This is a genomic window from Chitinophaga hostae (genome assembly GCF_018224885.1).
Taxonomy (GTDB): Bacteria; Bacteroidota; Bacteroidia; order Chitinophagales; family Chitinophagaceae; genus Chitinophaga; species Chitinophaga hostae.
Map to the genome: position 1 here is coordinate 120976 of NZ_JAGTXB010000007.1, position 13737 is coordinate 134712.

Annotated in this window: 6 protein-coding genes; 1 reads left to right on the top strand and 5 read right to left on the bottom strand. The window is 42.5% G+C overall.

Annotated elements, in window-relative coordinates; translation table 11 throughout:
• Window positions 1-200: 200 nt before the first annotated feature.
• The 5 genes from KE626_RS16250 to KE626_RS16270 form a co-directional block, all read right to left on the bottom strand.
• Entirely contained in the window at window positions 201-1412 is a 1212-nt protein-coding gene (locus KE626_RS16250) for a hypothetical protein (RefSeq protein ID WP_211973975.1), read from the bottom strand.
• An 801-nt stretch (window positions 1413-2213) separates the two neighbouring features.
• Window positions 2214-6701 carry a DUF6443 domain-containing protein gene (locus tag KE626_RS16255; protein ID WP_211973976.1) on the bottom strand — a complete coding sequence of 1496 codons (4488 nt, stop codon included), beginning with the start codon at window positions 6699-6701 and terminating at the stop codon, window positions 2214-2216.
• A 24-nt stretch (window positions 6702-6725) separates the two neighbouring features.
• Window positions 6726-10190, bottom strand: coding sequence for an RHS repeat domain-containing protein (locus KE626_RS16260; protein ID WP_211973977.1), 3465 nt, complete (start codon window positions 10188-10190; stop codon window positions 6726-6728).
• A 107-nt stretch (window positions 10191-10297) separates the two neighbouring features.
• Entirely contained in the window at window positions 10298-11719 is a 1422-nt protein-coding gene (locus KE626_RS16265; protein ID WP_211973978.1) for a hypothetical protein, read from the bottom strand.
• Window positions 11720-11729: 10 nt separating this feature from the next.
• On the bottom strand, window positions 11730-12656 hold the full coding sequence (locus tag KE626_RS16270; protein WP_211973979.1) for a hypothetical protein: 927 nt from the start codon (window positions 12654-12656) through the stop codon (window positions 11730-11732).
• Window positions 12657-13357: 701 nt separating this feature from the next.
• Here KE626_RS16270 and KE626_RS16275 point away from each other — a divergent pair.
• Complete coding sequence (locus KE626_RS16275) at window positions 13358-13702, top strand: VOC family protein (protein ID WP_211973980.1); 345 nt, start codon at window positions 13358-13360, stop codon at window positions 13700-13702.
• Window positions 13703-13737: the final 35 nt, after the last annotated feature.

Sequence of the window (13737 nt, forward strand, 5' to 3'; positions counted from 1 at the left end):
AAAGTGTGTAAAAGATTATTGGCTTTCAGTGAATCAATGCATCCAAGGCGGTACTTCAGGACTACAAAGGGGCAGATCAATACACACAGGATTTGGGAAGCTATGAATTTCATACAGGGTATATTATATTCTTTGCCAATGATCTTTGCTTTAAGCTCATTCTTTTCATTTATCAATGACACCTGGCCATCATTTAATTGTTACAGCTCTTTTTCGTTTTTTGATGCTCCTATCCCTTCTATCTGTTGTTGAAGTGATTCATTCTGCTTCTTCAACTGAATAACTTCCTTCTTCATGTCAATTAAATACAACGTCAACTCCTCTATCTTTTGTAGCAATTTCCTATCCATCTCACCAAGATCCAGACCATTTTTCTCGACTTCTGTTGCGGTGGGAATATCAGGTAAATGCCGGTTAGCTTTTATGTAATTTTCTACTTCCGGGAGAGACAACAAATTATAGGTCGGCTGAAAAACAAAATCTGACCAGCCTGCTTGATTTACCTTTACTTTCCGTGCACCAATAGAGCCTTCTACCGCCAATCTGTGAATACCGGTTGTTGTAGTACCTATTCCTACAGCGCCTGTTTGAGTCAGTGTTAGTATTTCCGTAAAAGAGGTTAGATCATAAGGAGGCGTTCCGTTGTTGTACGTTTTTTGATAAAAATGTAAACCGCTACCTCCGGCTTCTCCTTTAATGATTAATCCCCCTCCTGCATTATAGATAGGTGTAAAAAGATTTTTGCCAGCAGGAATGTCTGATGTGGTCAAAAATGCATTAAAAGCGATATAGGGGAAATTGCCATAAGACGCATTTCCCATTGAAAGATAATTACCAGCCCGGTAGGCAATATTCGCTCCGGCACCAATATTAACCGAACCGTTCTGAACATCCAGCTTATAAGTCGGGTTGGCAGTACCAATTCCGACATTACCACCTGGCAAAACAATAGCATCAATACCTGTTCCATCTCCACCTAAAGCTAATCCGGTTGCAGTTGTACCATAAAGCTGCGCATTGCCCGTACGGGTAAAGCCGATTGAATAAGCCAGTCCCCCGGTATTTACACCAAGTCTGAAATCACCATTTACATCCAGTAATGTCGCCGGCGCACTCGTTCCGATACCTACTCTGCCGGTATTGAGTACGTTGATGGCTCCATTGCCGGAAGTCACTCCTCCTATTTTCAACAGCGCACCTCCTTGTTGAATATAGAAACGGCTGTTAGAGCCAGACTGCAAGGAAATAGCGGCTGAATCATCGACGGTCCCGTAAACACTTAGCCTTACAACCGGGCTGGTTGTCCCTATTCCCACATTTCCGGTGCTTTGGATTTGATTTTGAGCAGATGCGACAAATGAATACAATAATATTGTAATAAAAACGGGAAACGAACAATAAATTCTATACATATAGGTAAAGGTTATTACAATTAATTATTAAAAATGCTATGCAACAAAATTAAACTTACAGTATGCACACTATCCGCGTAGCATCTATTTAACTGAATGTTTTCGTATCTGCCTGACATTATAGCGACCTAAGACAGTCATGAGATTATTCAAAAAAGATGGATTACCGATAGAGAAACAGCGGACAAAGTTCTCTTTTATTGCTATCCATTATTTTTAAAAAACAGTGTACAAGCACCAAAATATTTCTTAAGATGGAATGTCGTCATTTAACATTTAGGATTTGGGTACCACAATGCAACCTGTCTTTTTCAATGCTCACTAAGCCCTCAAAATTACGCCCCTTCTTCTCAAAATAGTAGTACTTAAATTTAATTTTCCTTGGGGAAAATTTTGCTATTCGAGCTATTCGGTCAACATCAAAATCAACGAACATGCTATCATTTGGCAAAATCTCCGTAAAACTAAATTTCTTAACTCCACTGTATACAGCATCTGTCATAGAACCGCTATAGTAACTATCTACAACCAAACAGGATCGTTCTAATTTCAGATTTTTTCCTGAATAGAACATCTCATTATTATCTAAAACAGTGGAATATATATATATAGTATCTGCCTTAGTATTCACAATTGCAGTCCTGATAGTATTCGAATTATTCGGCCTATCTTGATGGGTACTAACCCTTGATTGTATATATTTTTCTCCGTTATAATTGACATAATCTGACTTTGAAGAAAAAATATCTTTTCCGCTCGAACACGAACAAAACACCGAAACAAAAATTAATAGATACCTCATTATTTCCGTTTTTTGGGATGATCAAGATTATATGCCTTTGTTGGAATCGGATTAGCTGTTGCAGACTTCAACTTCCCATTTTCATCATATATAACATCCTTACGAATAGCTCCTCCCATATTTTCCACCTCCATTGCCCGCCCCTCATCCTGACTGCCACCTGCCCTCAGATGTCCTATGCCATGCCAGAAATTTTCATATGGCGTAAAAGTCTTCAATGGTCCTTTCCCTCCATTTTGAAACATATCTTTCATATCAGCAGGGAGTTGATTTCCTTTCTCATCGTACTTGGTATCTATTACATTAGCCTGCGTTGCAGAAGGGTTGATCGCTAAAATACCTTCTCCGTTCTTCGTTCCAGATGGGTAAACAGCCGCATCCCCTTTCGAACCTTCATTACCAGTGTTGATTTCTGTTTTAGTGCCATCTTTCTTTTCAAATGTAACCTTTTCTTCAATGACAACATTGTACTTCGTTGTAGAAGACATTAAGCCCTCTAATTCTCCAAATGCCTTTGCTTCTTCGCTTGTAAATTTAGATTTATCACCACTAAAAGCAAGTTTTCCATCTTCTTTCCCATAAGAAAAATCTTTTGCATTATCACCAAATGCCTGATATAAAAAATCTGTAACCTTCTTTTGGTATTTTTCTCCAACAATTACATCCGCTGGCCCCATCCCATCAGGATCAATAAAACGTAGTGGGTTGTTAAAAGAGTAGTTATAGGGACTCCATCGTCTCATTTGTTCACTTAATGGGTCTAACACATGCCATCTCCCAATCTGTACATCATATATTCTGCTACCATAGTCATACCACTCCAATCCACTTCCATCTCCGAACTCCTTACTCTGTAGCTCCTTACCATTATATTTCAGCCGATTCTCCGGATAATTCGCCCCCTTCAACGCATTGGAACTAATCCCTGCCATCGTCAGCCCAAACGGATAGTAGTGTGTCTCCTCCAGCAACGGCCCTGAATTAACACCTAAAATGACATTATCAAAGAACACATCCTGAGTTCCTTCATTGCTGGTATATGCATACAGGAACCCCGATTTCTCCATCACCATTTTATCCTGACCCAGCGTCTGCAGCTGATCTGGCGCTGCTTTTACCTGCTTCACCCCACTGTTTCCATCTACTAATTTAAACTGGTCATCGAACATTACAAAATTAAGATACGCTTTGGGTCTGTCAGGGTTGGTCTGATCGGGCTCTTTCTCTTTCAATCGGCGGTAATCATTGTTATAGAAGTTGCTGGTAAACGGAGTCTGCTGATCTGCGCCAGCTAAGCCGTGTACACCTTCATCTGTTGCACCGTTACCATTAAAGGCATGCACGAGATCCGTGAGTATGTTTTCAACGGAAGGAGCAACATCATTTTTTTCCTTAGGCCCACCGGATTTATAGAAGGCTTTGGCACTCAGGGAAATGGTATCTCCAGCCATCACACGAAGTACAATGGAAGGACCAATTTTCTTACCGGTACCGGTGGCAGTCAATTTTGCTACTGCCGCATTTTGTCCCGCGCTTTCATCAGCCGGATAACCCGCAGGTTTAGCTGTCCTCGTATTATCAATATTACTGAACAAAGCTGTTTCCGTAGCTGCTGCCGGCGTCTCCATCGTAGCCGCGTACATCGTAAAGTCAGACTGTTCTGTTAATACCATGCGGGTATTGCCGAGATGGTCTTTTACAAAATAGTCATACATGTAACGCACCGGTTGTCCTGCCGCAAATACGGCCCGCGCACGTCCTTCTTCATGACCAACAAATTCCAGCGTATCGTTTTCATATACGAAACTGTTGATGTAATCAATTGTTGTTACTTTAGCTGTACTGCCGGTATTGTCGGTAACTATTTTCTTTTGTTTATTGCCGGCTGCATCATACAGATAGCGAATAGTTCCCTTTCCTGTAATAACAATACTATCGGGCAGGTTCAGGTGATTATACCGGATAACGGAGATACCTTTATTGGCATCTGCTGTAAGGTTTCCGTTAGCGTCGTAGATATAGTCGGCTGTTTCGTTATTATTAATTTCCTTAAAGTCGCCCAGCGTGCTTTGAGCGTTGTTTGTCCGGTCTGTTACAAAGGACAATTTATTACTGTTAGTGTTATAGCCGTATTTAAGGTCATCAAGGGTTTGTATCGCCAAGCCATTCATTCCCTTTTGGTTCATAAACTGGATATTACCTCTCGCATCGTAGGATATACCGGTAACCGAAAAATCTTTCAGACTCTTTGTCCACCCGGTACTGCCGGCATTCACCTGGTTAAAGTCGGCTGACAACAACCGGTTAGCTTTGTCATAAGCAAATCCATATGCCCGGGCAATGGTATCACTGTGGCTTTTCCACACAGCACCGGCAATATTGCCATTGTATTGTACCGAAGTAAACCCATAGTCATAACTAAGTGTTTGACCGAACCAGTTGGCAGAGCCACTGGCGGTTGTCACAAAGTCCTTATTGATGGCCTTTAGCCAGCCCCGGATATTATATTCATAATTCAGGGTCTCCAGTTGCGTGCTTGCCCCGGTAACGCCTAGACGCTTCTTCTTCAGCTGGCCTAATTCGTCATATTCATTTACTGCGAGCGTCTTCTCCTGGGCCGGATCATCGTTGAGCATCTTTTTAATATTGACCAAACGTCCGCCGGCATCATAATTCATCATGGTACGTACCGTTACCTGCGGAATGCTGCCACTGCGCTGATTACGGTGACGCTGATAGGTACTCAGTAATTTGCCGTTGAAATCGTACAGGCTGTTCATCACATCATACCCGCCGCTGATATTATCCGACAACACCTGGATCAAACGGCCTTTATCATTGTAAAAACTGGTAGTAGTAAGCCATTGATCAGTTCCCAGTACCCTTACTTTTGTACCGGTGACAAGCCCTTTAATCATGTTACTGCCAGCTCCTGGTAAGGCTTCAGCATATGGATTGCTACCTGCCTGTGGCTTCGCGATATCACGGGTATCATATCCCCTGTTACCGGCGAAAGAGTAGTCTTCATAGTAGGTATAAGTCAACGGCGTCAATTTATTGGCCGGAATATTTGGCAGGGGGTTCGTAGCCGCGATAGTAGTCGTTCCCTGTGTAACAGCAGTATTGATTTCAGCAGTTACAGCCGCACCCGTACCCGAATCAAATCCATCGGCAAGCGTAATGCTGCTGGTAGCCTGGTATAAAGGCGTAGTACCATCATAGGAGGCCAACACGAGGTCCGCAGTGCCGGGAAATGTATATGGTATAGACTGGGTATTACCTGTAGCTGTATTCATCAGCGTTTGAAGTGCATCCCTGGTACCTGCGTCATTATAAAGCGCCGTCATTGTAGGCCGGTTCAGGTTATCATAGAACGTTACCAGCCAGCTTTTCCCTTTCATATTACCATCCCTGGAAAATGCCAGCCTGTCTCTCACATCATACACCATCTCCGTAGAATCGGCGCCAGGCACTTTTTTTATAATCATCCGGTTACGGCCATCATAACGATAAACAAAGCATAACTCTGCCGCAATAGCGTTACTGATCACCCAATTGCTGACGATCGCCTCTACTGCCTTCGGAGGGATCACAAAACGAAGATTGCCCAGGTCATCATAGGCATAATAAGTACAGAGCCAGCCCATATGAGCGGTGCCCGGTGTGGCAGATAACTGCACCTTTTTCAGCACCACCCTGCCTTCTTTGTCTTTATACTCAACCACCTGACTACCTGCTTCATCAATACTGAGATTTTTATATAGCTGCCCGGCCGCGTAAATTTTACCAGCGCCGCTGACAGGGATAACAAGGCTACCGGAAAAATCCCATATCCGCACAGAATCCGCTACCGTATTGATCTGGTAACGAGCCTCCACGGCCTTGTTTCCTCCCCGCTCAACAGTTGCCGGATCATTCTTTGCCCAGCTGTTACCAGGTGCATATGTTTTTAACACCCGGTTTAAGGGCGAGGCTTCGTAATCAACACGGTTATAGTATATACTCTCTCCTACTGCGCCCGGTGCAAGACCGGCGTTTTGATAGAAAGCCTTCTGTCCATTAAAGGGATCTGTTTTAAATTTACCATCGCTGGTGTTACCGCTTTGTTGTACATAAGGCAGATATTTAAACTGTTCTCTTCCGAAGCCGTCATATACCACCGGGGCTACCAGATCTTTTCCGGACACGCTCATACCTTTTGAAACAGTTTGCAGCGGCCGCCCCAGCCCATCAAAATATTGGGTGGCCTGGCGCACTTCTGTTACAGGGCGACTGGGTGAAGCCACATAAGCAGTATCTGAGGTAGGAAGCGCAGGTTCCCAGGTACGGACATAGTTAATCGTGGTATTTGTATACGCACCGGGCGTACCTGAGGGCACTGCTGCTGGCCGGGGAGATCCTCCTGGCGTTTGCGCCACTGCCTCGGTTCCAATAAATAATATTAATGCTAGTATCGTTTTATTGATAAATACAAAGTTCCTATTCATACACTTCGTTTCAGGGATATATAACTATTGGGTAACTGGTTGTTGATACTGATAATTGAACTGTTTCACAATTTTTCCATCTTGATCCTTTATCAGCCTTAATCGACCCAGGTCATCATACTCATAAAATATTGTCTTGCCGGATGGATCTGTTTCGGAAGTCATTCCCAATAACAGTCCATAGGTATAGGTGGTAACCAAGGCCCCGGGAAGCTTAGTTCTCAGATTTGTAAGCTCTGTACGCAATTGCACATCATTAGTTGGGTTATCCAGGATGTTCTGATTTATATACTTTTTCGCAGTGTCATATTCTGCCCCTATAATTCTTGCAACAGGATATAATCCTCCATATCCCCATAGATAAGATTCTTTAACATCATTTGTCTTTTGCTGTTCTGTTAGATTCCCACTTGCATCGTAGCTGCTAAAAGAGATCCGCTCTGTATAACGACCATCCTTTGTAACCGCACCTGAAAGATTACGCGAAGCTGTAAAATTCGTGATGGGCACATCGCTTTGCAAGTTAAACACTTTATTCTTCCACGGCTGATCCTGTCTAAAGGAGAAAAAATAAGACGATAAGAACCGGCTATTTGAACCATCAGCATTTGCTTTAAAATTGCTTATTTCAATTTCCGGTGCATACACATGCCTTTGCTGCAATAACTTGATTCCGGCCGTAGTTGCATCTGTTGCCGACAAACTGCCATAATCGGGCGCCCGGAGGATATTGGTGATCATCAAATCACCTTTACTATCAGTTTTCTTACTCTGTTTTATCAGAGTGGTAGTGGTATCATATTCATACTGTTCCTTTACAATATTTACACCTCCATTATCATCATAGGTTGTAACCACTGTACTATCCAATGTACTATAAGCAGAGGAGTATTTAAACGTTGCATGCTTAAAATATTCCTGCAACACATACTCATGATGATCATTACTCCAGAAAGGGTAGTTACTGTTAATCCTAATGTAACGCGATGTAAAAAATGCCTCGCCCGATGCCGTTCCTTTATTCTTTAATGGTGAGTAGCTTTTCTTTTCGTCACTCACTATAGCTGCTCCTGTGCCCTGGCCCTTATACACTGATTTCCTTAGTAATCTGCCGTAAGTCCAACTGTTGCCTGTGAAGGGTGGGTAAGGTATAATCTTATAATTTTCTGCTCCTGGAGAATCATCAATATTATTATCAAAGTAAGAGATTGTATAACCATTACTGACACCCGTATTTAGATCACGCTGTGTTTCTTTTACCGACCCATACCCGATAAAGCCACCCATCATATCAAGAATGGGATACAAACTGCTAGAGGAAATGATCCGCTCATTTTCCACAGACTTATAGTTCCCTTGCCCGCCACTTCCAACTACATGATAGTTCATTTCTTTTTCAAAGTTATATACTCCAGTCCATGGTGGTCTTACACCATTACTATACTCATATTCCCTAAGAATTTTATTACCGGTTGCTGAGTCAATATCCATAACACTTTTAAGTCTAATACCGCCCACAGCAATACTGTCTCTTACTATAACATATTCAGTGTGGCAATTAAAAGGTAGGATTTTCATATTACAGAAAATATCACCAGCGCTTCCCGGGTAGGTTTGCCCTGTATTTTTGGCATAAATATAATAGGTCCCAATATTTAGTGTAAGATGTTTATTACAAGTTGGATAAGGAGTTGATGAATAGCTATCACAAAATAATGACCCGTTCTTATAGGTATAGATAAGATTATTGGTAGCACTGTCTCTTATCTCAATATAATAATACGAAGGGAAATTATTATACCGGGAGTCAAGGGAAGTGACAACATCGATGCCGGAATTGTTAACAGAGACCCTGAACTTTGGCGGTGGTGGTGCATCAGGGTCATTAGGAATAGTTGGTGCAAATTGAACACCAGTAAAATTGGTGTTAATATTCCCATCACATACCTGAATAGCTGTAGAATCAGCGGTAGGTTCCCTGAAATGAGGCTCATATACAAAAGTAGTACTACCTCCCGTAGGGTACTGAATTCCTGTAAGTGAACCCTGACTGGCGTACGTATAGTCAGGCCTTTTTAAACGAAGAAGATCTTTTGTATAATCGTAAAAACCATCATATCCTTTACCCACAAGACTATCTCCAATTTCTTTATACACCTTACCGTTTGCAAATCCCCAAACATCGCCACCGGACAATAGCCTTGACGGCAAAGCTTTTGAGTGTTCGTAGGTAAATAGATAAGGGGGTAAGGAGTTACCGTTAGTGCCGGTCTCCCGGATACTATTCAGCATCATCCGCAGCTCTTCCTTCTCTGCCGCTACCGGAACCTGCGCATCTGTGTATAAACTGGTGTTGTACAGATACTGGTAATTAAAACTATACGATTTAATCTTACCGTTTTTGGCATTATAAAGTACAATACTATCCAAACGCTTTCCCTGCTGCATGTCTCTCCTATCTGTATTTCCATAGAACTGCAGATAACCGCCATTAAATTTGATAAATTTTATTCTTTGTGTCTGTGGTTGGTTTTTCAAATTTGTTCTGATCTTCTGGTACGGTGGTAACATGGGCGCTATGTTCCCCTCAAACTGCTTAGCAGCATGAATTTCGCTGGAACCGCTCGTCCAATAGTAAGTATCCACTGGTTCATAAACAAAACTAATAGTATCCTTTTTACTGGCACTTATAATATTCGTCAATTGCCAGGTAAATATGTAGCTCGCAGACACGCGAATAAGGTCATCTCCAGGTTCGGGGGTCGAGCTGCCATCCAGATATGTATAAGGCGTTGTTATAGACAGCTCCGGTGTAGAAAACTCATATTGGGTACCATTTTCATCTGTGATGGTGAAACTAACGATAGCATTTCCTACTTCAGTACCTGTATAAGAGTTTGGGTAATTACGTATTACAGGCACAATCGAATTACTGGTATAAGGAATCTGATAAATATTCTTCAGATGATCGAAAACAAACTTTCCATTCATGCCAGCTACACTATAGCTAAAGAGATCAGGCTGAGCGTCCAATCTTCCTGAACTATACATATTCACTCTCTCATATTCTGAATATGGATCCGCTACAGGCATCGTTACCGGGTACTTTTCCCAGAATCCATTTACGATATTATCATCCACCTGGCCGCCCATCATGGTTCTGTTTATCACCCCACCGGCATTCAATGCCCATCCGATCCCTACTTCCGATCCTACATCATTAACTCTGACTCCACCAGAGTTATAAGAAAGGGCTACCGGAAGCGACAATTCTCCTGATTTAACTTCAAATAATGGAATGCTGACGGGAGCCGTTCCTGTAAAACCACCCAATGGCCAGGTCCCATATCGTTGAATAGCCGCCACATTAGGAGAAGGCAATATTACACTTTTAGAAGCGAGGTAGTTATTTTGTGCTTTCAGATATAGGGGAAATATTAAAAAGATGACTAACAGGTATTTTATTTGGGGATAAAAAAAATTACTCATACAATATTTTCTGATTAAAATATTTATTAAACTGGTAGTAAAGCTTCTATGAAGGAGTATAGGTATATTCTTACTTGAGAATAATATATCCGCGCCAATGCAAGGGTCTAAAAATTATACCCCAGCCTCACCTTCACCGGGTCCGTTCTCGGCACATGCTGGTTATACAAAAAATCAAACAGCACCATCATATTCCCTTTCAGCTTACTGTTGATCTTATATTTCTTACTGATCCCTATCAACCCGCTCTGTGTCCACTTCTGCCCTACTCCTTCAGGCACACCCTCATAACTTGGCTGGTAGTTTTGTTCATATCCGCCATTCAGGAAGAAGGTACCTTTGAGCTTCCAGTCGATAAACGACCGAATCCCCATGCCTTGCCCGGAAAAATGAATGTTATCAAAACCGGTGCCCATGCCTAGTTTATACGAAAGACCAATACCCGCACTACCGTTTTTATGAAACTTATACGCAGCCTGGCCGGCCAGGTCACCGGTGGTAGGGAAAAATTTGTTACTGCGCTGGAACTGTATATTGCTTCCAAACTCCAGCCGTTGCAGGAAACTTTTGGTCTTCATCTCTTTTGGTTTGAAGTCCGGCATTTCGGCGGCGTTGTCCAGATCCGGGAATTTGCTTTTCAGTTCATCAAATTTGCTGCGGGCTTCCGCCATCTGCTGACTAACAGCCGCGCCTGCATTGGGACCGTTGCCCAGGCGTTGCTGAATAAGTTGCTCCACCTGGGTGCGTGTTTGCAGTCCTTCCAGGTTTGGTGCAGAAGCGGTAGCACCTTGTATATTAAAAAGACTGGCCAGCTGCGAATGCTTCTGCATAAAGTCGTTAAAAGCGGGAATCTTTTTCATTACTTCCATCGCTTTCTGCTCTGCTTTTTTCCTGTCTTTAAATACTTCTTTATATTCTCTCAGCTGCTGGGCATAATAGTAGGCTTCCTTATTCATCTTCTGCAAATCTTTGGCGAAGCCGGTATACTGGCTCAACTGCTCTTTAAGCAATTGCTTACGCTCCCGGATATACGCTTTTATCTGTTCTGCCTGCGCCAGTTTATCCTTCAGGTTATCGACTGATTTCAGGGAACCGTTTAACTTATCCGTTATCCCTTTGGATTTCTCCATTAAGTCCTTTGATTGTTTCAGGAACGCCAGGGAATTACCCAAGCTATCAAGATAGGCGCCGCCGCCGGTTTGGCTTAAAGCGCCTGAATACTTACCGAGTTTTCCTTTCATGCGCGCCTTAAGACTGCCCAGGGAGTCGATGGAATGGGTAAACAGATTATTGGCCTTCAGCGAGTCAATTCGCGCCAGCCTGCGCTTGATACTTTCCTCCTGCTTCATAAAACGGCTCAATGCCTTTTGGCTGCGTTTGGAGATCTGCTGCTCCATCTTGTCGGACTTCCGTTTTACGTCCGACAAATACTTTCCGGGTACAAGGGTCACCTTCTTCACAAGACTATCCTGTGCCTGTGTAGCAACCAGGCAGAGACAACAAACGACCAGGGAGAGTATAAATTTCATGATATGGGTATTATTGTTTGGCAGCTACTTTTTCTTTGAGATCCTTCACTTCATTAGTCAATAACTCGACTTTCTTATTCATCTCGATAATATATAACATCTGCTCTTCTATTTTCTGCAGCAGCTTTTGGTTCATATCTCCAAGATCAACGCCAGCAGCTGCTACTTCGCCGGCAGATGGAATACCAGGCAAATGTTGATGTTCAGTAACATATTGTTCTACCTGTTGCAGAGTCGGTAACTCATAATCCTTATGGAATACAAAATCCGGCCAGTTGTTATAGGCTTTCACCACCACCCGGGTGAAAGCACCACTGCCGTTCACTGCCAACTTGTATCCTTTGGTGTCCGTAGCGCCTATACCTACGTTACCCTCGTTTGTAACAAAGAATACATCTGCAACCGTCGGTGCACTTATTGAAAACCCGCTAGCGCGTCTGGCATTCAGCTTCCAGATACCATTTAGAGTTGTCAACGCCAGGCCTGCAGTGGCAGTCATGTCTTCCCGGTTGTTCTGAACTTTCAGATAAAGGCTTCCTGGCCTATCGTTTCTTATATGAAACATTTCATCCGGGTTTGTTAATCCAACTCCTATTGACGCGTTGCTGGTAATTCGCATGGCTTCAAACAAAGCGCTGTTACTTCTAACAATAAATTTCATAGCAGAGGGTCTTCCATCGCCCGTCAACCGCTCCATTTCCAGTGATCCAACATCGGTTCCCGCTACATTAAATTTAAGCGCACCCACCGCTCCCAATGCATCACCATAGTTAGTGAGCTTTATATTAGACAAACCGTAGGAATATATTTCCAGCTTCTCCGTAGGAGATAATATACCAATACCAGCGTTCCCGGTAGAATCCAGTCTGTTGGTCCTCTGGGCATTCACATTCAGGTATGCAACAAAAAAAAGAGATAAAAAAAGAATTCGTTTCATGGTTAAGGATAATATTAAGGTTACTGTTTAAAAAGGTCCGATACTGTCGATACAATAAAAAAAGAGAGTCAGAATACAAATGGAGTAAACGCTACAGCTAATTTAACTATGAAAAACAATCCAAACCGGTTAACATTCGCTGCAAAGAAAATCATTTATCACGCACAAATCATTAACACATTAGTTGTACAAACATGATAAGATTGATAAAATATAGTTCATCTCCTCTCACAATGTCTTAAACACGATGACTACTAACTGCGGGTACATTACCGCGGTTTAACAAGTCATTTGAAAGCAGCAGCGTACCCGAACAACTATTGGAACCGCTACGGCTAAATATCGCATAGTCTTTTAGGTGAAAACTTGCCGATTGTGAGGGACCAGTACGATTAAGCACATAATCTGCAGCATCTGTCGTTTGTGCTGACAACCCGGTTAGAAATACCAGGAACAATAGGAAAGGGAACAAAAACAATTTCATAAGTAAAAAAGGTCTATAACGTTAAAATAAAACATTCACTTAAAAAGAGAAACAATACACTCCACTGTTCAGGGTTGTGCCGGAAAAGTCAGGGGTAATCTATTCTTGCTACAATGATTTAATGATAAAGGGTACGGTTAACATTTGCTGCTAAAATAAATAATTAATTTCAACAAAAAGAAATCTATTTTTATTTTTCTTAAAAGCCCTGCCAGCAATGCCAAGCCTCCACCTGCTCGTCATCAAAGCCAGCCAATCCGCCGAACAGGCTGCATTCTACACCCTTCTCGGCTTTCAGTTTCACCACCACCGCCATGGCAATGGCCCCTTACATTATGCCAGCACAAACAGCAATATGCTACTTGAAATTTATCCGTTGCCCAAAGCAATAACAACAGCAGATAATACTACCAGGTTGGGCTTTACAGTAGAAGATCTTGACATGACGATGAACAACCTGCCTACAGAGAGCATCATTACGGCCGCAACACAAACGGAATGGGGATACGCTGCGTTGATACAGGACCTGGACGGCAGAAAAATAGAACTCCGCCAGAAATAAAAAAGCCGCTCCTACTATGCGTAAGAGCGGCCTCA

Coding starts and splice junctions, on each gene's coding strand:
- KE626_RS16275 (WP_211973980.1), top strand. CDS start 13,358: ATGCCAAGCCTCCACCTGCTCGTCATCAAAGCCAGCCAATCCGCCGAA.
- KE626_RS16260 (WP_211973977.1), bottom strand. CDS start 10,190: ATGAGTAATTTTTTTTATCCCCAAATAAAATACCTGTTAGTCATCTTT.
- KE626_RS16250 (WP_211973975.1), bottom strand. CDS start 1,412: ATGTATAGAATTTATTGTTCGTTTCCCGTTTTTATTACAATATTATTG.
- KE626_RS16255 (WP_211973976.1), bottom strand. CDS start 6,701: ATGAATAGGAACTTTGTATTTATCAATAAAACGATACTAGCATTAATA.
- KE626_RS16265 (WP_211973978.1), bottom strand. CDS start 11,719: ATGAAATTTATACTCTCCCTGGTCGTTTGTTGTCTCTGCCTGGTTGCT.
- KE626_RS16270 (WP_211973979.1), bottom strand. CDS start 12,656: ATGAAACGAATTCTTTTTTTATCTCTTTTTTTTGTTGCATACCTGAAT.